The 20,265-nt window shown below is 37.8% G+C and carries 24 protein-coding genes; 1 reads left to right on the forward strand and 23 read right to left on the reverse strand.

The window, feature by feature from the left end:
* Positions 1–124: 124 nt before the first annotated feature.
* From VMW39_01105 to VMW39_01160, 12 genes are all read right to left on the reverse strand, one after another.
* On the reverse strand, positions 125–397 hold the full coding sequence (locus VMW39_01105; protein ID HUW22618.1) for a DUF5661 family protein: 273 nt from the start codon (positions 395–397) through the stop codon (positions 125–127).
* Between the two features lie 80 nt (positions 398–477).
* Positions 478–903, reverse strand: a complete 426-nt coding sequence (locus tag VMW39_01110) for a nucleotidyl transferase AbiEii/AbiGii toxin family protein (protein ID HUW22619.1) — start codon at positions 901–903, stop codon at positions 478–480.
* 29 nt (positions 904–932) lie between these two features.
* The gene (locus tag VMW39_01115; protein ID HUW22620.1) at positions 933–1,088 is read right to left on the reverse strand and encodes a hypothetical protein; all 156 of its coding nucleotides are present in this window, start codon (positions 1,086–1,088) and stop codon (positions 933–935) included.
* Positions 1,075–1,875 (reverse strand): type IV toxin-antitoxin system AbiEi family antitoxin, encoded by an 801-nt coding sequence (locus VMW39_01120; GenBank protein HUW22621.1) that lies wholly within the window; start codon positions 1,873–1,875, stop codon positions 1,075–1,077. The genes VMW39_01115 and VMW39_01120 overlap by 14 nt, the downstream gene beginning before the upstream one ends.
* Positions 1,876–2,033: 158 nt before the next feature.
* Positions 2,034–2,777 (reverse strand): ABC transporter permease, encoded by a 744-nt coding sequence (locus VMW39_01125; protein ID HUW22622.1) that lies wholly within the window; start codon positions 2,775–2,777, stop codon positions 2,034–2,036.
* 5 nt (positions 2,778–2,782) lie between these two features.
* Positions 2,783–3,580 (reverse strand): ATP-binding cassette domain-containing protein, encoded by a 798-nt coding sequence (locus tag VMW39_01130; GenBank protein ID HUW22623.1) that lies wholly within the window; start codon positions 3,578–3,580, stop codon positions 2,783–2,785.
* A gap of 36 nt (positions 3,581–3,616) precedes the next feature.
* Positions 3,617–4,867, reverse strand: a complete 1,251-nt coding sequence (locus tag VMW39_01135) for an NAD(P)/FAD-dependent oxidoreductase (GenBank protein ID HUW22624.1) — start codon at positions 4,865–4,867, stop codon at positions 3,617–3,619.
* Between the two features lie 138 nt (positions 4,868–5,005).
* Positions 5,006–5,662 (reverse strand): HAD-IB family phosphatase, encoded by a 657-nt coding sequence (locus VMW39_01140; protein ID HUW22625.1) that lies wholly within the window; start codon positions 5,660–5,662, stop codon positions 5,006–5,008.
* Complete coding sequence (rlmN, locus tag VMW39_01145; protein HUW22626.1) at positions 5,659–6,687, reverse strand: 23S rRNA (adenine(2503)-C(2))-methyltransferase RlmN; 1,029 nt, start codon at positions 6,685–6,687, stop codon at positions 5,659–5,661. Before rlmN ends, VMW39_01140 begins: the two co-directional genes overlap by 4 nt.
* Before the next feature lie 18 nt (positions 6,688–6,705).
* A complete protein-coding gene (locus VMW39_01150; GenBank protein HUW22627.1) occupies positions 6,706–8,025 on the reverse strand; it encodes an MFS transporter in 1,320 nt (439 codons plus the stop codon).
* A 111-nt stretch (positions 8,026–8,136) separates the two neighbouring features.
* Positions 8,137–8,694 (reverse strand): HEPN domain-containing protein, encoded by a 558-nt coding sequence (locus tag VMW39_01155; protein ID HUW22628.1) that lies wholly within the window; start codon positions 8,692–8,694, stop codon positions 8,137–8,139.
* The gene (locus tag VMW39_01160) at positions 8,691–9,308 is read right to left on the reverse strand and encodes a nucleotidyltransferase domain-containing protein (protein ID HUW22629.1); all 618 of its coding nucleotides are present in this window, start codon (positions 9,306–9,308) and stop codon (positions 8,691–8,693) included. The genes VMW39_01155 and VMW39_01160 overlap by 4 nt, the downstream gene beginning before the upstream one ends.
* 86 nt (positions 9,309–9,394) lie before the next feature.
* Here VMW39_01160 and VMW39_01165 point away from each other — a divergent pair, with 86 nt between their 5' ends.
* A complete protein-coding gene (locus tag VMW39_01165; GenBank protein HUW22630.1) occupies positions 9,395–9,811 on the forward strand; it encodes a hypothetical protein in 417 nt (138 codons plus the stop codon).
* Here the strand turns inward: VMW39_01165 and VMW39_01170 are convergent.
* The 11 genes from VMW39_01170 to VMW39_01220 all read right to left on the reverse strand — a co-directional run bounded on the left by VMW39_01170 (position 9,780) and on the right by VMW39_01220 (position 20,147).
* Positions 9,780–11,624, reverse strand: a complete 1,845-nt coding sequence (locus VMW39_01170) for an amino acid permease (GenBank protein HUW22631.1) — start codon at positions 11,622–11,624, stop codon at positions 9,780–9,782. The genes VMW39_01165 and VMW39_01170 overlap by 32 nt on opposite strands.
* Positions 11,609–14,353 carry an HAD-IC family P-type ATPase gene (locus tag VMW39_01175; protein ID HUW22632.1) on the reverse strand — a complete coding sequence of 915 codons (2,745 nt, stop codon included), beginning with the start codon at positions 14,351–14,353 and terminating at the stop codon, positions 11,609–11,611. Before VMW39_01175 ends, VMW39_01170 begins: the two co-directional genes overlap by 16 nt.
* Before the next feature lie 279 nt (positions 14,354–14,632).
* Positions 14,633–15,073 (reverse strand): hypothetical protein, encoded by a 441-nt coding sequence (locus VMW39_01180; GenBank protein HUW22633.1) that lies wholly within the window; start codon positions 15,071–15,073, stop codon positions 14,633–14,635.
* Positions 15,024–15,626, reverse strand: coding sequence for a nucleotidyltransferase domain-containing protein (locus tag VMW39_01185; GenBank protein HUW22634.1), 603 nt, complete (start codon positions 15,624–15,626; stop codon positions 15,024–15,026). The genes VMW39_01180 and VMW39_01185 overlap by 50 nt, the downstream gene beginning before the upstream one ends.
* 284 nt (positions 15,627–15,910) lie before the next feature.
* Positions 15,911–16,327 (reverse strand): nucleoside diphosphate kinase regulator, encoded by a 417-nt coding sequence (rnk, locus tag VMW39_01190; protein ID HUW22635.1) that lies wholly within the window; start codon positions 16,325–16,327, stop codon positions 15,911–15,913.
* 226 nt (positions 16,328–16,553) lie between these two features.
* Positions 16,554–16,925, reverse strand: a complete 372-nt coding sequence (locus VMW39_01195) for a response regulator (GenBank protein ID HUW22636.1) — start codon at positions 16,923–16,925, stop codon at positions 16,554–16,556.
* A gap of 65 nt (positions 16,926–16,990) precedes the next feature.
* On the reverse strand, positions 16,991–17,389 hold the full coding sequence (locus VMW39_01200) for a response regulator (protein ID HUW22637.1): 399 nt from the start codon (positions 17,387–17,389) through the stop codon (positions 16,991–16,993).
* Entirely contained in the window at positions 17,386–19,308 is a 1,923-nt protein-coding gene (locus tag VMW39_01205) for a PAS domain S-box protein (GenBank protein ID HUW22638.1), read from the reverse strand. Before VMW39_01205 ends, VMW39_01200 begins: the two co-directional genes overlap by 4 nt.
* 40 nt (positions 19,309–19,348) lie before the next feature.
* Positions 19,349–19,510, reverse strand: coding sequence for a hypothetical protein (locus tag VMW39_01210; protein HUW22639.1), 162 nt, complete (start codon positions 19,508–19,510; stop codon positions 19,349–19,351).
* A complete protein-coding gene (locus VMW39_01215; protein HUW22640.1) occupies positions 19,507–19,854 on the reverse strand; it encodes a DUF86 domain-containing protein in 348 nt (115 codons plus the stop codon). Before VMW39_01215 ends, VMW39_01210 begins: the two co-directional genes overlap by 4 nt.
* Positions 19,851–20,147, reverse strand: coding sequence for a nucleotidyltransferase family protein (locus tag VMW39_01220; protein HUW22641.1), 297 nt, complete (start codon positions 20,145–20,147; stop codon positions 19,851–19,853). The genes VMW39_01215 and VMW39_01220 overlap by 4 nt, the downstream gene beginning before the upstream one ends.
* Positions 20,148–20,265: the final 118 nt, after the last annotated feature.

Consider the following 20,265-nt stretch of genomic DNA (forward strand, 5'->3'; position numbering starts at 1 on the left):
TTTGAAGAAAAGAGTTTATCTATCATAAACTACCTCCATATACATCTTGTAGTCAATTATATACAATTTGTAGTCAATTGTCAAACAAGTTCTGGGGACACAATGCTTAATTGTTCTTTTATTTTTACTCGTTTTCCCAGAAGTCTTCGGCTTCTTTTTCCATCTTCTCAAGCCTGGTGTAATAATCAGGAAATTCGTTGAGGTGCGCGAGGGTGATTTTGCCGGTCATCAAGGCATTGTCGTTGGTAACATTTGTTTTTGGGTCACGGGTTCCGTGCTCCAGTTCTACATCTAATCCCGCGCGAAACTGCTCCACATCGAATTTGTCCCACTTAATCCCTAACTTTTCTCCAATTTCCTTTGCTTCTTTTGCCGTGAAGGGTTTTCTCTTTTCCATTTCTTAGCACCCCTTTTGTTTTATTTTCTGGGAACACAATACTTAATTATCTTACTTGAACCCCTTTTTTCCCCATCGGGTCAACAATTAACTATTGTGCCCCACAATTTATTAAACCGTTCAAAAACCTTATTGAGTTGGAAACGTTCCCCTAAACGGATGACAGGTATTAAATCTGTTGCTACTTGGTGTTGCAGTAACTTAACCGCATCTTTATCCAAACCAAAGTTATGTCTATAATCACCATTATAACCTTCCTCTTCAAGTTTCTTTTTAAATATAGTAAGAAATCGTTTGTTATGAAAATCAAACTTAGTTTCTGCTATACACCATAAATCATAATAATCACGGATTGCTAAATCTTTCCTTGTGATTGCAGCCTTAAGTTTCTCTGCAACTGTTTCATTTAGAGAAAGGGATAGTATTTTATTTCTAGGGATTAAATCTTCGCCTGTAAAAGGGTCCTTATAAAAATGTTTAATCACATTATAAACAGGCTTATCCATAGGCATTTGCCTTAGTGAGATTTCAATCTTTATATTCTCTTCTTTTCCTGTAATAAGAGAAGGGTGCGAAATTTCAAAAATATATTGTTAAGATAATAATCTTTCTCTACAATTGCTGGTCTGAAATTATGTTTTCTTGCCAGCACAGGAATTAAACTTTTGAGCTTTTCCCTATTCGTTAACAATGATTCTCCAATCTTTATTAATTTTCCCTTTCCGAGAAGAATTTGCTGGGTTCAATGCAACAAACGTCTTTTCATTGCCTATTGTCTCTTTTAGTTTTTTTAGTTGTGGTATGTTACGATTCAATTTTTCTAAAATATACCCGGCTCTTTTTCTAACGGAAATTACTGGAAAAGAAATAAGATATTTTATAAATTTATCAATATTGATTTGCTTTAAATTAGCCGCCAACACCTTCTTCACATTCTCAAATGACCCTATAGGATTGTATATAAAATCTACAAGGGTTCGTTCTTTATCACTTATACACACAGCCTCTTCATCTATTCTTATTCTTTTAATACCATAATACTTTCTCTTATTTATTTTAACCGCTTTATATCTCACATTACCTATTATCTTTGTACATGATCTCTTAGTATTTAATACAAATATTGTTTGGGGAATCTGTTCTGTAAAACCCCAATAGTTATACATAGTGAAATACCCAATATAATAAGGCACATCCACCATCCACAATTTAGCGGTAACAAATTCATTGGGTGTCCATAGCTGATTAGGTGCTTTTATAGGTACAACAATATATTTGCCTCTTTGGAGTTGAATAAGACGTCCTTTTCTTGTAAGTTTATCTAAAATATTAGCCGCTTTTTTAAAATTTCCAAAAAGCTTTTGGGTAAATTCTTTTGTGATGAGCTTTCGTTTCTCAAACTCAGCCCGAGAGATTAAATAGAGTTCATCTTTAGAAAGGCTTCTATACCCAAGGTTCATTTTGTTATTGTTTTTCATTTTTTTAATTCTCAAATATTAAGAATTGATTAAACGATATACATTATATAATTTATACCCTTTCATGTCAAATGAGTTCTGGGAACACAATACTTAATTATCTTACTTGAACCCCTTTCCCTGCAGCCGGTCAATAATTAAGTATTGTGTCCCCGAATTTAGGTCCTCTTATTGAACTCAAAGACTGCGATACTTAACATTACCAGAGCAAAAGTGGTAAGATACAGAAAATCCATGTAAAGCGGAAAAACTTTTATCCCTAAAATAAATCTTCTTAAGAAGTCTACCCCATATGTTAAAGGATTCAAACGGACAGCAATATTTATCAAAAAGGGGAGATTATCAATGGGAAATATTGCACCACTTAAGAAGAACATAGGCATAATTACAAAGTTGGAGATTACGCCAAAGCCCTCAAAAGAAGTCATCCTTGCGGCAATAACAATACCAAGGCTGGTACAAACAAAGGCGACGAAAAACATCAAAGGTAGAAGTAAGAAAAGATGGGGTAAAGGGATGCTTATTTTGATAAACGGCGCGAAGGCTAAAACAAAAAGTCCCTCGATAAAAGCGACTGTTGAGCCACTTAAGGTCTTGCCGAGCACAATGGAAGTGCGCGGTATCGGGGCAACGAGAATTTCTCTTAAAAACCCAAATTCCCTGTCCCAGATAATGCTTATGGTTGACTGCATTGCCGCAAAGATAAGATTCATTGCAATAATTCCCGGAAAAATAAAATGAGTATAAGATATCCCGTGCACATTAAAAACAGCCCTTAAACCTGTGCCCATAATCAAAAGCCAGAGTATCGGTCGGGAAATAGACCCTAACAATCTTATTCTATCCCGGAAATGGCGGATAAGGTCTCTCAACCAAATCATTCGTATAGCATCGAAATCCATAGGGGTTACCTCAATTTCCTTGAGCGCACAATATGACCCAAATGTTCTTTGAAACTGGCTTCTTCCTCGCGGATACCATGGTTAGTAAGTCTTAAAAATACCTCATTCAAACTACTCAAGCTGAACTCATTTTTTAATTGACGGGGGCTGTCGAGAGCGATGATTTTGCCATAATCAATAATTGCTACACGCTGGCAGATTTCTGCCTCGTCCATATAGTGCGTGGTGAGAAACATGGTTATTCCTTCTTCCTTTGATAGGTTTAACAGGTAATCCCAGATATACTGTCTTGTTTGCGGGTCTAAGCCAATGGTTGGTTCATCCAGGAATAGAATCTTAGGATGATGCATAAGGCCCCGAGCAATTTCCAGCCTTCTTCTCATTCCGCCTGAAAATGTGCGGACAATAGAATCTTTCTTGGAATAGAGCCCCACCATATCCAGAACTTCCTTGATGCGCTCTTTTCTTGTCTTTCGGGGTATATGGTAAATCATCCCATGAAAATTTAGGTTTTCGTAAGCAGTAAGCCGTTCATCCAGACTGGGGTCCTGAAAAATGATGCCAATAGACTTTCTTACCTCATCGGGAGAAGTTACTACATTAAATCCATTTACAATTGCCTCTCCGCTGGTAGGCAGAAGGAGGGTGCAGAGAATATTTATAGTTGTTGTTTTTCCCGCGCCATTTGGCCCTAAGAAACCAAAAATCTCGGTAGCTTTCACTGCAAATGAGATATTGTCCACTGCCCGAAAATTACCGAAATCCCTTGATAAATTCTTAACCTTGATTACTTCTTCATTCATATCCTTTACCTTTCGGCTATCCGAACTGTAATCTTTCTATTTAAGAGAGCCTGCTTTTTCGCCGGCGAGGTAGCCGGTGGAAAAAGCCTTCTGGAGATTATATCCGCCACTAGGGGCGGAACCGTCTATGATTTCGCCGGCAAAATATAAGCCGGGAACAATTTTTGATTCCATTGTCCGGGGATTTATCTCTTTTGTGGAGACGCCACCATCAGTGACCATTGCCTCTTCCAGACGTAAGGAGCCAATAATGGTTAAAGGTAAGGCTTTCAATAAATCTATTATCCGTGGTCTTTCTTTCTGGGTAATCTGATTTCCTCTATTTTCCGGCTCTATGTCTGATAGACGAATGAATACAGGAATTAATCTCTGGGGTAAAAGACCTTTCATAATATTCTTTATCTGGCTTTTTCCCCTGGCATTGAACTCATTTAGTAATCTCTTTTCAATCTGTTCGGGTCTCAATCCTGGCTTGAGGTCGATAAGGAGACGGACTTCTTTATGCTTTTCGAGGACGGAGACGATTTCCTTGCTTAAATCGAGTATCAGCGGTCCAGAGACTCCAAAATGGGTAAACAAAAGTTCGCCTACAGCAGAACGTGTCTTCTTCTTGCCATATTCAAAGGTAATGCGGATGTTTTTCAATGTAAGTCCCTGTAGCTCCTTTACCCATAATTCTTTTGTTTTTAAAGGCACGAGACCTGGTTTTAAAGCGGCGATAGTATGTCCAAATTTTTTGGCGAGACGAAAACCGTCGCCGGTAGAACCTGTTACCTTATAGGAAGCTCCCCCTGTTGCCAATATGACTTTTCTGGCACTCACCCTCTTATTGCCTTCCAGGTGCAATAGGAATAAGCTGTCCTTTTTTTCTAAATCCACTAACCGCATATTGTAGAGTACTGAAACATTACCTTCTCTAAGAGACCTTTTTAAAACTTCTACAATAGATTGGGCATTGTCCGTGACTGGGAACACGCGGGCCTGCCTTTCTATCTTCAGCCTGAGGCCTTTTGATTCAAAAAAATCTATCAAATCCTGATTGAAAAAACTATAAAGTGCTGGTTTCAAGAACTGACCCGTTTCGCCAAACTTCTCCACAAATTTTTCTATCGGCGCGATATTCGTAACATTACACCTTCCCTTTCCGCTGAGGATGATTTTTCTACCGAGACAGTCATTTCTCTCTATTAAAACCACATTTTTCTTAAGCTGTCCAGCCCGAATTGCCCCCATAATCCCCGCTGGACCTCCACCAATGACGGCAATATCGTATATTTCTTTAGCCAACCTATCTTTTTCCTTTTCTTTACCAGGGGTATGTCTGTGGAAGAAAGCCTCATTATTCCTGGCTTGTCAACGACCCTGGTGACTTGTGGTTTCCTCTTCCAGCTTCAATAGCTTTGTCACCTAAAGTTACTACTTGCTCTACTTTTTTTCTTCGGAGATAGATACTATTTTATTGTAGACTTCTTTGAAGTCATTTGTCTTACAATTATAATCCACAATTTTCGAGAAAGATTCATCCGATGAGTTAAAAGCGAGGGAGTAGCCTGAGCGTCTCGCCAGGGATATATCTCCGTGGCTATCGCCCACGCAGATCACTTCCTCTGGTTCTACCCGGAACTTCTTCACTATTTTTCTCAGAATTCTCCCTTTTGCTCCGTGGGTTATATTTATTTTGACCTTTCCCGTAAGAATACCTTTTGTGGAAATCAATTTATTGGATAAGACGTAATCAAATTTTAGCTCTTTCTTTATTCTGTCGGCTATATACTGAAGACCTGTAGAGATAGCAGCCAGTTTGAAACCCATTTTTTTGAGCCTCCTTATGTACTGCGCTGCGTTTTTGGCATAGGGGACTTTTTTGAAAATTTCTCTTATCTTTTTTTCCGGTAATCCCTTCCAGTGAGCCGCGTCAAATTCACAGAATTTTCTGTAACTTATCTTTCCGGCAAGAAACTTCTCCTGATAGCGATATGCCTGCTTATGCCACAATCCGAGTTTTTCATGGATATATCTCCAGGAGCTTATGTGTTTGGCTATCGTACCGTCAATATCAAAAATTATAAGTTTGTAATTCATTCTTTTGCCCTGCCTGCTAACTGCCCGCAGGCAGCCTGTATATCTTTCCCCTTTGATTCTCTGAGAGTTGCATTTACTCCTCTCTTAATAAGTTTATTCATAAATATATTCGTCTCTTTTCTTCCTGTGGACTGAAAGTTCAAGGTGGGAATTGCGCTATAGGGTACCAGATTCACCTTTGCTTTCAATTTTTTCGCTATTGCCGCAAGCTTATCTGCATCTTCCAGAGAATCGTTCTTATCCTTTATTAAAATATATTCAATGGTAATCATTCTTCCCGTAGCATCTATCAGGTCCTGGCACGCCTTAATAAGTTTTTCTAATGGATACCGTTTATTAATCGGCATAAGCGCATCTCTCAGGTTATTGTTTGTAGCGTGGAGGGACACAGATAGATTCACCTGGAGGCTCAAATCCTGGAGTTTCTTCATTCCCGGGATTATTCCACATGTGGAAATAGTAATCCTTCTTGCTCCTATGGCCATTCCTTCCGGGTCGTTCATTATCATAATAGCTTTGCAAACATTCTCGTAGTTGTCCAGGGGCTCTCCCATACCCATAAGCACATAATTCGTTATCTTGTGCTTAAGATTGTGTTGCAAAAACAGTATCTGGTTTGTAATTTCTGCTGGCGTAAGATTTCTTATAAAGCCTATAAACCCGCTGGCACAGAAGGAGCAAGCAAATTTACAGCCAACCTGAGTAGAAAGGCATATTGTTTTTCTATTTTTTGCATAAATAAGGACGCTTTCTATGAAATTTCCGTCCGCGAGTTTAAAAAGAAATTTTTCAGTACCGTCAGTTGACTTAAGATGCTGGGAAAGCTCAAGAGCGCTTATGTAATAGTTCTCGCCAAGTTTATCTCTAAGCGTCACTGGTATATTGTCCATTTCGTGAAAATCGTGGACGCCTCTTCGATAAAGCCAGGAGAATATCTGGTTGGCTCTATAGCGTGCTTCGTGCATCTCCACAACTGTTTTTTTAAGTTCTTCCAATGTCAAATTCCTGATATCATTCTTACCCATATTCTGCGATTTTTGACCTTAATATCTAATTGTCTTTCTTTCAATTCCCAGGAGCGGTTTTATGCCAATCATACTGAAAAAGAGCTGATTACTCTTGGTTTCTTCGACAGGTCTCACTTCTCTCAATTTCAGTGGCATAAAAATACCAACCATAATTCTTAACGTGGAAGATATTAAGAAAAGCGTTAAGATTTTGTACCCAAAAAGAGGCGGTAGTCTCTGCAATAAAAATCCGCCAAGAAGTGCGCCACCAGCGAGCGCTAATCCATTGAGTACATTAAAATACGATATGCAGCGGGTTCGTTTTTCAGGAGTTACTGCATCGTAGATAAAATTGGTTGTACAAAGGTTAAATCCTGCCCATAAAAATCCAGAGAATACTTGAGCGAAAATCAGGAATGCCGGGTTACGGTTAAAAATCCACATTAATGGAATTACTCCAATTAAGGGGGATGTAAATTTAATAATTTTCAGGTTGCCAATTCTGTCTGCATGTCTGCCCCACCGTCTAATCATAATGTAAACCGTAAGAGTTGCAGCAATGGTGATAATGATATAAAGAATGTAACTAAAATGTAAATCCTTAAGCATTAGTACTGCAAAAAATGGAGCTGCCAAATTAACAGAGAAATTCATCATAGATACGAACAGAACAAATTTTGCAAAATTGCTCTCTTTTATTCGAGCCAGGAAATCAAATAAAGTAAATTGATTTTCTTTCCCGTGGTTCAAAGGTGGTTCATACATTCTTGTTAAAAAATACCAGGACATCATCCTGAATATGAACGCAAGACCAAAAATAAGCGTAAAGCCATAAAATATGTTAACTCCTTTCATCTTCTGAAGAATGAATCCAGCTATTAAGGCTGCGGCGACTGTTATGAACCCCAGTGTCCTGTTCCTCCAGCCAAAATATGTTCCTCTCTTGTTTTCATCCACCAGGTCTGACATTAGGCTTCCCCATGCAGGGGTGGCAAGTGCTCCAAATGATGTAAACAGAACTACATATACTATAAAAGTAACTGGTTTCCCTCCACCTGACAAAGCCATAATTGCCATTGGCAATAACATAAGCGCATGAAGTAAAACAAAGATGTTGATAGTCTTCTTCCGCGACTTCAGGCGCTCGGTAAGGTCAGCACTTTTAACCTGTATCAGAGATGCAAAGAAATTAGGAAGAGCGCTCAGCATTCCTATATGTTTTGCTGTGGCGCCTAACAAGAGTAAAAATGGAGTGAGATATTCCTGGGTAAAGCCAGTCATTCCACTGGCAAATATCCCGTCGGAAAACGAAAATTTTAAACTTTTATTTTTCTTATTATCGTTTTGATTTGTCATATGTCAAATTCCGGGGAAATTCCGGGGACACAATACTTAATTATCTCACTTGAACCCCTTTCCCCGCATCCAGTCAATAATTGAGTATTGTGTCCCCCGAATTTATTAGACTTATTTTAATCCCTTTATTAAACTTTCTATCGTATCAACAAAATCTATTGCATTTTTATAAACCTTTTCAGCATCTTTTTGCGCAATAACTGCATCGGCCTTATACTGTGCTGTATTTCTTTTGGATTTCGTGGCCCACATTCTATTAACATATTTCTCATCAAGCCTTTTTGCAGATTTTATCTTCTTGATGTCCTCTGATTCTATAGCTTTTCCTTTGAAAACAAAATGATATTCTAAACCCTCGATAAGGCTTTCATGGCTTTGGGCTTTTATCCCTATTGCGGCCAACGCAGCTGTTGCCGCATGAAACATTGCATAATATCCACAGCTTATAGTCCAATCATGTCCGATATAATCGGCACTTACTTTTAGTCTTTTCTTGCTCTCTTTATCTTCCGAAACCTCCATAAGCAAAGAACCTGTCTCAATATTATGCCTTGCTTTATCAACATGATATTTTACTAGTGCTGTAATCGTAGGGTCTACTTTTAAATCGCCATTATCAAAATAACCTTTTACTTTTATTTTTAGCATTTCTTTCTTCAAATCACTCATTTTATTACCTCCAATATCAGTTCCCAAAATTTCTCTGCACCAAACAATATTATTTTATTTTTTAAGATCTCCTTGGCTACATTATGCTCCTTATCTTTTAACATTGCTAATAAATTTGTTGGCTCAGAAACCAAAGGGTTTATTTCGACACCAAAACCTTTTGACAAGGCGACACATTCCATATCAATAATTTCATCATATTTCTTTTTTGAAGGGACAAGGATAAAAAGGTCGATATCACTTTTTTTAAAGTCGGTCCCTTTAGCCAAAGATCCAAATAGAACGACAGAAAGTAAGTTAAAATCTGTCTTTTTAGGTAACTCCGAAAGAAGCTTTTCAACTACAAAAAAAATCTTGTCTCTTTTCTTTAGAAAATCTTCAGCTATCTGATTTGATATTTTAACAAAGCTTGTTTTTACCTCTGGATTTTTATAGTTAGGCCTACAATATTTACGGTTTGAACGCTGTTCAATAATTAAAATCTCTTTATCTTTCAATTCTTCAACTTGTCTGTACACATAACTGTAAGAAATGTTTGTTTTTGTAGCTAACTCGTTTATTGTAAATTGCGCATATACGTCATCATAGAATAGCTTTACTATTTTATCTTGCATTTTTAACCTCCATTATCACTTTTGGTGATAATATTATCACTAAAAGTGATAGATGTCAAGCGAAATTTTACGGGGGGAAACAGGCTTTGCCTATTTCGGGTTGGTGGGGTATTTTCCTTTCCGGCTGCTTTTTAGCAGCAACTAGGGAGTTGATGCAGCGGTCCCGAAGAATATCTACACTGAATTTCTTCATTCGGGAACGCAAAAACATCAAAATCGCCCCCGCCATCGGCGGGGCTTTGGCCCAAAAAAGAATTTCTTTTTTTCTTTTTGCCCCCTTTAATTTCTTGTTTTCAGAAACAGAAAAGAAACTGCAATGTCAAAAGAATCAAAAACTTACAAAAATATGCCAAAAAAAATCTACATCCGTACCTTCGGTTGAACCTTGGTTTGTTCTTTACAAATTGTCTCACTCGTTCATCAATTCCACCCTGATAAGCTTAACCAAATTAGATAATTATTTAAGCATTTTTAACCTTTTTTTCTCTCAGCCAAAAGAATAACATGTTTTAACTCTTCTTCGCCTTTTGCCTCAAGCCACTTCTTCTCAAATTCAGGATTCTGAACAATTTGAGCAATAGCAGCTAAAATTTTTAGATGTAAAACACGTTCGCCAGAAGAACCGACAAGAATAAACGCAATATGAACTAACTGATCATTAGGGAAAATAATCCCCGTTTTTGCTCTAACCAAAATGACTTTAGCAATATTTTTCGCTCCGACAAAGATATGTGGAATAGCTAACCCTTTTCCAATTACTGTGCTTGATTCCGTCTCTCTTTTAACAAATTTCTTGAATAATTCTTCAGAATTTACATTTAGATCCCTACTTAGCATGACTGAAACTTCTTTAAAAAAAACTTCCATTTTTAAAGGGGAATCTATATCTAAAACCCTCCCTTCTTCAATAAGTCTCTGGAATTTATCGCCCAGAATCCCTTCTCGCTGGATAACTATCTCTTTTAACTCCGTTAGAAGACTGTCTGAGACTAATTCTTTATCCCTAGCAACCAATCTTTCTAAAACATATATGAGAGCTGTGTTTTGAGCTGCTCTTTTTTGCGCATATACTTTGTACCAGACAACTCCCAAAAGAAGAAAAATAGTAGTCAGAAAAATAATAAACGAGCCCATTTCTATTAAAAGAAAAATTCCTCCTAATACCCCTAAAATCTGCATATAAGGATAAAAGGGTGCATAGAATTTTGGCCTGTAGCTTAGAAGCTTGCTTTCTCTGAATAAGATAAGGGTCAGGTTGGCGAATATATAAAGTAAAATCAACACAGTGGAGGCAACTTTGACCAGTAATTCCAGCTTTAAAAAATAAATAGCCAAAACCATAAAAGCGCCGGTAAAGAAAATAGCGATATGAGGGGTTTTGAATTGGGAGCTTATTTTTTGAAAAACGGCGGGTAAAAGCTTGTCCCTGCTCATACTCAAAGGGTATCTTGAAGCAGTCATAATCCCTGCGTTAGCAGTAGAAATAAAGGCCAAAAATGCGCCTATACTTATAATAATTTTTAAAACATTTCCACCAAAGGCTCCTGCCCCGTCTGAGATCGGAGTAAGAGTACCTTTTAGGTTCTCGGGACTTAAAACCCCTATAGTTACAAAGATAACCAAAGCATAAAAAATAGAGGTTACAATAAGAGAAAGTATCATGCCTAGAGGTAAATTCCTGCCTGGATTTTTTACTTCCTCAGCTAAAGCCACTACTTTAGTCAATCCCCCATAGGAAATAAAGACAAAGCTTGCTGTCGCAAGCAAAGAATTCAGCCCTTTAGAAAAGAATGGCGAAAAATGTCCGAAATCGACAGCTCTCATACCCCAGACAACATAGCTGATAAGTATACCTAATAGGCCAACAACTAACCACACCTGAAATCTTCCAGCTTCTTTTACTCCTATTAAATTCAAGATTATAAAAAATAAACAACAAATGAGTGCAACGATATGTATTGGAATATGAGTCATTATCGTTAAATACGCACCCATACCCAACAAAGCAAAGGCCCCTTTCAGGCTCAAAGAAAACCAGGTACTAAAACCAGCTATTGTTCCCAATAGCGGACCAAATCCTCTCATGATATAGAAATAATCTCCGCCGGCCTTGGGCATCGCTGTAGTCAATTCTGCCATACTCAAAACCGTAGGGATACAAAACACACCCGCTATTATGTAAGATAGAATAACCGCAGGCCCCGCTTTAGCATAAGCTAATCCGGGCAAAATAAACAAGCCCGAACTCATCATTGCCCCTGTCGCTACACAGAAAACATCTAAAAGAGTAAGTTCTCTTTTTAGACTTCTCTCCATTTAAGCATTCTCCTTATTTTTGCCCGTGGTCTCAAATATTTGTACAACTCGCCTAACCATAATACCGAAGACGAAAAAATGATTATAATGAGTATTTCTAATAAACCTAAGGGCACAAATTGAAATACGCCTTGGAAAAATGGGACATAAAGTACCATGGCTAACAGAAAAACAGAAGCTATAAGAGATGCGACTATAAAATTATTGCTAAAAAGACCTATCTTGAAAATAGATCTTTTAAGTGAACGCATATTTAAAACATTAAATAATTGAGTGAATGCCATAACAGTAAATGCCCCTGTCCTTGCCTTTTCTATTCCGCTTGGCAAATAGGCATTAAAAATAATTAATGTAAAAATAACCATAATACCGGCCATGATGAGAATGAAAGGGATGATTTCTTTTGATAAAATATTTTCTTTTGCCTTTCGTGGAGGTTCTTCCAAAACGTCCTCATGACTTGGTTCAGCAGCTAAGGCAACATCGCTAACCCCATCAGTAACCAAATTGAGCCATAACAACTGAGTAGGTAGCAATGGCAATGGAAGGCCAAGAAGCATTGTAGTTATAATACTTATACTTTCTGCAAAATTAGTAGTGATTAGAAAAGAACTTGCCTGTCTTGTATTCGTAAAAACAGTTCTTCCTTCTTCTATTGCATTCACAATAGAAGAAAAATTATCATCAGCAAGCACAATTGCGCTTGATTCCCTTGCTACATCAGTACCAATTATACCCATGGCAACTCCGATATCCGCTCTTTTAAGTGCAGGTGCATCATTAACCCCGTCCCCTGTCATGGCAACAATATGGCCTTGTTTCTGTAAAGTCTCAACAATTCTTAATTTCATACCAGGAGTTAACCTAGCAAAAATAGAAATATGTTTTATTGTTTCTTCAAACTCTTCTTCTGAAAGATTTAGCAATTCTTGTTCAGTAAGAACCTCCGGACGCTTACTTTTTGTCTTTTCGCCAATCATCCCTATCTCTTTAGCGACGGCAACAGCTGTGTCCTTATGGTCTCCTGTCTTCATAATAACTCTAATACCTGCTTTCCTGGCTTTAGCAATTGCCTCCTTTACTTGGGGCCTTGGAGGATCCAGCATACCAACAACGCCAACCAAAACAAGATCATTGACCAAATCTTCTGACAGGTTATCTGTACTGACAGGAGTTATCTTGTAAGCTAAGCCAAGAACTCTCATTGCTTTCTTTGCCAAACCTTGTATTCCGGCTAGAATTTCCTGTCTCTCTTCTTGAGTTATCTTCTTCTCTCCTTTTTCCCAAAGAATAAAAGAGGAATGGGCAAGAACAGCCTCGGGAGCTCCGATAACATAAATTTCTTTCTTCCTATCTTCTTCCACAAGTACTGAAAGCGATGCTCTATATTTCAATTCTGGATTAAATGGTAAATCATCTATTCTTTTCTCTTTTTCCAGCAACTCTTCTTTCTTTAATCCAGCCTTTTCTGCAAGAGCAACCAAAGCAGCCTCTGTGGGGTCACCAATAATTTTATATTTTTCGTCCTCTTCTTTTACTATCCTTGCATTATTACAAACACAAGCGATATGTAAAAGTTTTGATAAACGAGAATTTTCTAATGGAGCAATGATGTTATCTTTTTGAGAAAAATCCCCTGAAGGCTTCCAGCCTTCTCCTGAAACAGTGATTTCATCTTCACCCGGCAAAATTATCTTCTCAACATTCATGGTGTTTTGCGTTAATGTTCCTGTCTTGTCGGTTGCAATAACTGTTGCTACCCCAAGAGTTTCAGTTGCCGGCAATGTTCTAACAATAGCATTTTTTTTTGCCATCCTGTAGGCACCAATAGCAAGTACTATTATCAGTACTGCGGGCAATCCTTCCGGAATTCCAGCAACAAGAGAAGCTATTGTAAAAAGAAAAATTTCAGAGAATTCAAACCCTCTAACAAAAAAACCGACCAGGAATACTATAAATGCACAGACAACCGCAATAATACCCATTTGTCTTGCCAGAATAGCTGTCTTCTTTTCAAAATGACCCTTGACTTTTTTTATCTTTTCTATACTAGTAGCTACTTTACCAATGGCTGTTTTAATACCCGTAGATACCACAACAGCCTTAGCCTGTCCGCCGGCAACAAATGTCCCCATCCATACCATATTCTTACGGTCAGCTAAACCTGTTTTTTCAGGCAGCACTTTAACGTCTTTGTCAATAGGAAGTGACTCGCCAGTTAAAGAAGCCTCTACTGTCCTGGTGTTTTTCACTTCAAGAAGTCTTGCATCAGCAGGAATTCTGTCGCCCTCTTCTAAGAAAATAATGTCTCCGGGCACTAATTCTTTCGCATGTACTTGCAGTAATTTTCCTCCTCGGAAAACCTTTGCATAAGGCACAATCATCCTTTTTAAAGCCTGAATTGATCTCTCTGCCTTATTCTCTTGAATGAAGCCTATTATGGCATTAATTAGAATTACAGCTAAAATTACATAAACATCAACTGCATGGCCAATGAAAAATGAAATGGCAGCAGCGGCAATAAGGATATAAATTAGAATGCTATGAAATTGCTTAAGGAAAATCAGAACAGGATGTTTAGCTTTTTTCTCAGGTATTTCGTTAGGGCCAAAATCCTGTAAGCGGGTCTTTGCTTCTTTATGCGAAAGTCCGCTTATCCCGGAAGATAATTTCTTCAGCACTTTTTCAACAGGTTCTGAATGAAATGAATTATTTAACATCTGAATCATTTAGCCTCTCTACTGGCCTAACGTTACCAACGCCTCTGCTATCTTCTCCATAGTCCGTATATAACGCAGCCATTAAAAACTAGAAAAACTAAAAAACTAGGGACAGCGACCTATTTTTCTTTCTTGTTCGGATTCTAATTTTGGGGGCAGGTCTTGATTATTGAATAAAAAAGTCATTTTCCTCTGTTTCTTATCTAAACTAATTTTAGTATAAATGTAAAAAAGTAGCCTGTCCCCCTCTTCTTTTCCTACTTCTGTTAAATTAAATGGTCGCTGTCCCTATTTTCTCGGATAATTTTTCTTAAGCCAATTAAGAATTATTTCTAAAAATCCTTCTGCCTCTTTAATCAACTCTACGGCTTCCAACCCTGAAATTCCACCAGCATAATCATAATCGGTTATATTTCTCTTTGCCCTGCAGGAATCAAAATAATCTGCCAAATCATAATAATCTTTACCCATTATTTCTTTCATTGCTTGAAACACAGTAAAATGATGCCCTGCACCTTCTGGCTTATATCCCTTGCAATAAAGGAGAATTGTAGCTAATTGTAAGACAGCATTATAAGCAGTAACAAACTTTCTATCCGCAGAAAGACCCTTTACTTTTGCGTCTTTTATATCCCTCTTTACGAGTTCTAACAAATTGCCGATTTCTTTTTTAGATGTCTTATGCCGCCTTAACTTTCCTTGATTCAATAATTGCTTTAAGTGCATCATTATCTCCCACAATGAACATTTTCTTATCTTTTAAAACTGCCTTAAGAAAATGGTCTTTCTGTTTTAGCCTCTTTATAAATTCCTGCATAGGAAATACTGCATAGTTAATTTCACGCATTAATTCTCTCTTGGGCTTAGAAAGGATAGTTGAAAGTTCTCTTGAGGAGATATCTCCTATTACCATTAAGTCAATATCGCTGGAAAGGCTTTCCCCTCCCTTTGCATAAGAACCATAGATAAAAGCGACTTTAATTCCATTTCCCTCAAGATTATCTTTTAGAACTTTGGCAATCCCTACGCTCTTAAATAAGATATTCTTTAATTCTTCAAATATAGGACAGTTTCTGTTTACTTTATAATAGACGCGATTGCCCCGTGTGGTCTTTTCGATAAGACCAAGACTATGAAGTTTCTCTACCTCCCGTTGAACGCCTCTTATGGACTGGTGGGTAATTGCAGAAATTTCTCTTTGATAAAAGTTATCTCCGGGATTAAACAGGAATAATTTTAAAATCTCAACCCTTGCCTTTGAAGAAAAGAGTTTATCTATCATAAACTGCCTCCATATACATCTTGTAGTCAATTATATACAATTTGTAGTCAATTGTCAAGCAAGTTCTGGGGCAAGTTCTGGGGACACAATACTTTGAAGTTCTGGGGACACAATACTTAATTATTCTTCTTTGGAACTATGGCATCTGCTCCTTCGTATAACACGCAGACTGAAGTCTGCGACTACTTTTCAAACGCAGACCAAGGTCTGCTACTCCAAACGCTCCGATGAATCGGAGCTACTCCTTATAAAGACCTGTCTGTAATTCTTCATGATTTTTTTGACTACAAATGATAATCTCCAGCGGCTTCAGGCTGATAAAGCACTTCCAGAACCTTCAACTTTCTCAATCCTGCTGGAACTTTCCATTCAATAACATCTCCGACTCGATATCCAATTAATGCGGTTCCAATTGGTGCTAGAATTGAAATTTTGTTTTGGTCAGGATTCGCATCGTCAGGAAAGACTAACCAATAAATCATTTCTTCCCGAGTATCTAAATCTTTGAGACGAACTTTGGAATTCATTGTAATTACATCTGTAGGAATTTCCTTTGATTTAACCACCTTACTTCGATTCAACTCTCCTTCTAATTTCTCTAGATATATTTCATGTTCACTACCAAACGTTCTGGCTTCTCTTATTAATTGTTTTAATCGTTTCTTATCCAAATCAGTAATATAAATCACTTTCTCTTTCATGTTTGCTCCTGGGGAGACAATACTTAATTATTCTTCTTGGGTACTGGTTTCCCCTTTTTTAATACCTTTCCGGTTATTTCCTCAAGTTCGTTGAAAAAGTTTTTCAACATCCAATAGTCCAGTCGTGTTTGCCTATTATTATATAGAAGATTTGGCAAAATTTTCAAAAGTCCAGCATCGGGTTCAATAATTAAGTATTGTGTCCCTGGAATTTTTCCCCGGAATTTTACCTTAAAACCGCCTTTATTTTCGCAATTACTTCCGATGAGTCAAAAGGTTTTATAAGAAACGTTTTGACCCCCACCGTATTCATAAGTTTAGCGTGTTCTTTTTCCACATAGAAGCCAGTCATACCAATAATAGGAATATTTGCAGTTTTGCGAAAGCGTTTCAGTTCAGAAGCAACGTGAAACCCGCTTTTCTTTCCCAACTTAAGGTCAAGCAATATGACATCCGGTTTTATCTTAGACACCATCTTTAGGGCAGATGTGCCATCGCTAAAGACCACAGTATCATACCCGGTCAAATTCAACAGCTCCTGAAGTTCTTCTAAGAACTCTTTATTATCGTCAATAACCATTATCTTCTTTTTTGCCATTTTTATCTCTTTACTTTTTAACTTTTTTCAAATTTCTGTTCCACAATCTGAAATAGCTGTTGCTATTAAGCAGGGGCCTTACCTGATAGTTCTTTAATCTTGTTAAGCAATACTTCTATATCGAAGGGTTTAATAATAATCCCATCAGCCAGCCTTAAAATGTTTTCCTCTTTATCTCCATAGATTCGCTCTCCCTGCAAGTTCTTGCTTAAAGGTCTTCCAGTTAAAATAATAACTTTAAGCTTCTTATTTTGTCCTTTTATGCTCTCTAAAATATCAAGTCCACTTAAACCGGGCATCTTGACATCCAGAATGAGAATATCGTAATCATATTTTTCAACGAGCCTTTTCCCTCTTAAGCCATCAAATGCCGTAGTTACACGGTAGCCCTCATCTATCAGGATTTCTGCTATTTCTTCACACAGTTCTTCATCATCATCAAGCATAAGGATTTTCTTTTTCATTTTGTTTCTCTTTCGATTGGCAGACTTACGGTTATACTTGTTCCTTTGCCTTTTTTACTCTTAATGTCTATTCTTCCACTGTGAAGATTGACTAATTCATTACAAATTGTAAGCCCCAGTCCTGTCCCCTTTGATTTCCTGGTAAAGAAAGGTTCAAATACTCTTTCCAAATCTTCTTTACCTATTCCCATTCCGTTATCCTTGAAGCTTATCTCAATGGAGCCCTTTCCATCATCCCTCGCCGATATTTCTATTTTTCCCTTTTTGTTCGAGACAGATTGGTATGCATTAGTTAAAATATTATTGAATATCTCTCTAATCTGCAAAGGGTCTGCCTCAATAAGCTTCTTTTTTCTCGATTTAAATTTTTTGACTATAGAAACATTCTGCTTATGAAATCTTCTCTTCGTAAAAGTAATACATTCATTTAGAATATCGTAAATCTGTATCTTTTCATAACTGGGTATTTTTATCCGTGAATAATTTAAAAGATTATTTATAATCTGGCCGCTTTCCAATACCTTCTTTTCTATATTGTCAAGATGTTTATCTAGTAAGGAATTTTCTCTCTTTTTCCTTATATTATATGCGGCTATCTTGATAACTCCTAATGGATTACGCAGCTCGTGGGCGACAGTTGCGGCAAGAATGCCGAGGTCGGAGAGGCGCTTTGCCTTATCTAATTCCGCTTGCGTTTTAAATAATTCGTGAGTTTTTTCGCTTATAAGCTTCTCAAAGGTCTCTTTGTCTCTTTTTAAAACTTCCTCTGCGTGTTTGCGTTCGGTTATGTCCCGGACAACTCCGAGCATACGGATTGCCTTATTGTTTTTGTCACGGATGACATTGCCCGTTTCTGAAACCCAACGGACTGTGCTGCCATCAGGCCAAACAATACGATGCTCGATATCATAGTCCCTGCCCTTTTCTATGCAGGCATTTACTGAGTCGACAACGTGCTGTCGGTCCTCAGGATGAACACATTCAAGAAATGCCTCATAAGTTCCACCGAATTCTCCCCGACCAAACCCAAACATAGGCTCTATTGTATCAGACCACTCCAGATTACCGGTTCGAATATCCCAATCCCAGCTACCGATATTTGCAGCCCGCTGGGCAAGCGCATAACGCTCTTCACTGAGCTTTAACGCGTCTTCCGCCCGCTTGCGCCTGGAAATGTCTATCACGCCGGCAATCGCTCCGGAATAATTTCCCTTACCATCAAAAACTGGCGCTGTTTCCAGAGTGGCATAGAGACGTATTCCATCTTTTCTCAGGAACTCAAAATCGTGTTGTTCTTCGACACCCTCTTTACGTCGATTCAGAAAGTTTTGAGCAATCTCTACACCACGTTTATCCATAAATGAAAATAGATGTTTTCCTATCATTTCATCTGTTGTGTATCCTAACATCTCAGTCATACGAGGATTAACAAACGTGGTATAAGAATCTTTATCGATAACCCAAATCCCTTCCTGTAAATTTTCAATGAGATGGCGATATTTCTCTTCGCTATACCTCAACGACTCCTCGGATTTTTTGCGCTGGGTGATGTCTGTCCTTAATTTTTCATTTACCCTCAAAAGCTCTGCCGTTTGTCCGTTAATCTTGATTTCCAGCTCTTCGTGATATCGTTGCAATAACTTCTCCTTCTTCTTGTTCTCAGCAATGTTACGGATAACTACTGATACCGTGAACAGCCCAACAATAATGATTATGACCATTTCCACTATTGACTCATGCCAGTTAAAGGGAGTTCTTATCCCTCCCGTTAGAAGGTAAGGTAAATCCAGGATTTCATCTAGCCACGTTAAGATACAAAGCATAACAAACCCGAGGGCGACAAGTAGCCACATTCTCTTGTTCACAATCGATACTTTTGGTCTGCTGCGATTCTCTTTGATTATTTCTTTCTGTTCCATTTTAACCTCGAATTCTCAATTCTGGGGACACAATACTTAATTATTCTTCAGAATTATGACATCCGCTCTTTCGTATAACACGCAGACTGAAGTCTGCTACTCCTTCCTTTCCAGAAGCCTCTCCCAGCTTTACCCAACACCAGCCGTGGGGTAGTTTGTAAGGCACTCTCATATCTTCCTTTTCAGTGCTTTTTTGTCTCATTTTTCCAAATCCTCAAATACCTTTTGGATAAGGGGTTTAATCATAGAGACATCTTTCTTAACAACCTCCCAGAGAATTTCCAGGTCAACTCCAAAATACTCATGAACCAGCCTGTCCCTCATTCCCGCCATCTTTTTCCAAGGAACTTCAGGATATTTTTCTCTAATTCTTTTTGGGATATTTTTTGTTGCTTCTCCAATTATCTCAATGGCGCGTACCACTGCATAAATCGTTTTCTTATCTTTTTTAAATTTATTGAAATTCATACCTTCAGTAAATTTTTCAATGTCATTTATAGAATCAAGAATGTCCTGAATGTAATCTCCATACTCTCGCTTTTTCATATATAGACGACCTCCTGTAAGATATGTCTACCGATTCTTGGTTTTAATGCCTTTTTGGAGACAAGATCAACCTTTGCTCCCAATATTTTCATTAAGTACTCTTCTAGATCCATAAATTCAAAAAGACCTATGGGTTTCTCAAACTCTACAAGAATGTCTATGTCACTCTTTTTTTTCTGTTCATCTCTTACAAATGAGCCAAAAATCCCTATCTCTTTCAATTTAAATCTTTTTTTCAGTTCTTGCTTGTGCTTCCTAAGTATATTTTCAATCTTTCTGCGGGTCATGGCCATATAATTCTGGGGACACAATACTTAATTGTCTTACTCGCTCCCCTTTTCCCTTTTTAATATTCTTCCCACTATTTCCTCAAGTTTGTTGAAAAAATTTCTCAACATCCAATAGTCCAGG

This window comes from bacterium (genome assembly GCA_035530055.1).
Lineage (GTDB): Bacteria > UBA6262 > WVXT01 > WVXT01 > WVXT01 > WVXT01.

Bases quoted from the DNA above. Each gene is read 5' to 3' on its own strand.
- VMW39_01155 (HUW22628.1), bottom strand. From the start codon at position 8,694: ATGAGTGATTTGAAGAAAGAAATGCTAAAAATAAAAGTAAAAGGTTAT.
- VMW39_01205 (HUW22638.1), bottom strand. From the start codon at position 19,308: ATGGAACAGAAAGAAATAATCAAAGAGAATCGCAGCAGACCAAAAGTA.
- VMW39_01170 (HUW22631.1), bottom strand. From the start codon at position 11,624: ATGGAGAGAAGTCTAAAAAGAGAACTTACTCTTTTAGATGTTTTCTGT.
- VMW39_01125 (HUW22622.1), bottom strand. From the start codon at position 2,777: ATGGATTTCGATGCTATACGAATGATTTGGTTGAGAGACCTTATCCGC.
- VMW39_01215 (HUW22640.1), bottom strand. From the start codon at position 19,854: ATGAAAAAGCGAGAGTATGGAGATTACATTCAGGACATTCTTGATTCT.
- VMW39_01160 (HUW22629.1), bottom strand. From the start codon at position 9,308: ATGCAAGATAAAATAGTAAAGCTATTCTATGATGACGTATATGCGCAA.
- VMW39_01210 (HUW22639.1), bottom strand. From the start codon at position 19,510: ATGAGACAAAAAAGCACTGAAAAGGAAGATATGAGAGTGCCTTACAAA.
- rlmN (HUW22626.1), bottom strand. From the start codon at position 6,687: ATGGGTAAGAATGATATCAGGAATTTGACATTGGAAGAACTTAAAAAA.
- VMW39_01180 (HUW22633.1), bottom strand. From the start codon at position 15,073: ATGATGCACTTAAAGCAATTATTGAATCAAGGAAAGTTAAGGCGGCAT.
- VMW39_01150 (HUW22627.1), bottom strand. From the start codon at position 8,025: ATGACAAATCAAAACGATAATAAGAAAAATAAAAGTTTAAAATTTTCG.
- VMW39_01110 (HUW22619.1), bottom strand. From the start codon at position 903: ATGGATAAGCCTGTTTATAATGTGATTAAACATTTTTATAAGGACCCT.
- VMW39_01175 (HUW22632.1), bottom strand. From the start codon at position 14,353: ATGATTCAGATGTTAAATAATTCATTTCATTCAGAACCTGTTGAAAAA.
- VMW39_01185 (HUW22634.1), bottom strand. From the start codon at position 15,626: ATGATAGATAAACTCTTTTCTTCAAAGGCAAGGGTTGAGATTTTAAAA.
- VMW39_01120 (HUW22621.1), bottom strand. From the start codon at position 1,875: ATGAAAAACAATAACAAAATGAACCTTGGGTATAGAAGCCTTTCTAAA.
- VMW39_01195 (HUW22636.1), bottom strand. From the start codon at position 16,925: ATGGCAAAAAAGAAGATAATGGTTATTGACGATAATAAAGAGTTCTTA.
- VMW39_01220 (HUW22641.1), bottom strand. From the start codon at position 20,147: ATGGCCATGACCCGCAGAAAGATTGAAAATATACTTAGGAAGCACAAG.
- VMW39_01130 (HUW22623.1), bottom strand. From the start codon at position 3,580: ATGAATGAAGAAGTAATCAAGGTTAAGAATTTATCAAGGGATTTCGGT.
- VMW39_01200 (HUW22637.1), bottom strand. From the start codon at position 17,389: ATGAAAAAGAAAATCCTTATGCTTGATGATGATGAAGAACTGTGTGAA.
- VMW39_01140 (HUW22625.1), bottom strand. From the start codon at position 5,662: ATGAATTACAAACTTATAATTTTTGATATTGACGGTACGATAGCCAAA.
- VMW39_01105 (HUW22618.1), bottom strand. From the start codon at position 397: ATGGAAAAGAGAAAACCCTTCACGGCAAAAGAAGCAAAGGAAATTGGA.
- rnk (HUW22635.1), bottom strand. From the start codon at position 16,327: ATGAAAGAGAAAGTGATTTATATTACTGATTTGGATAAGAAACGATTA.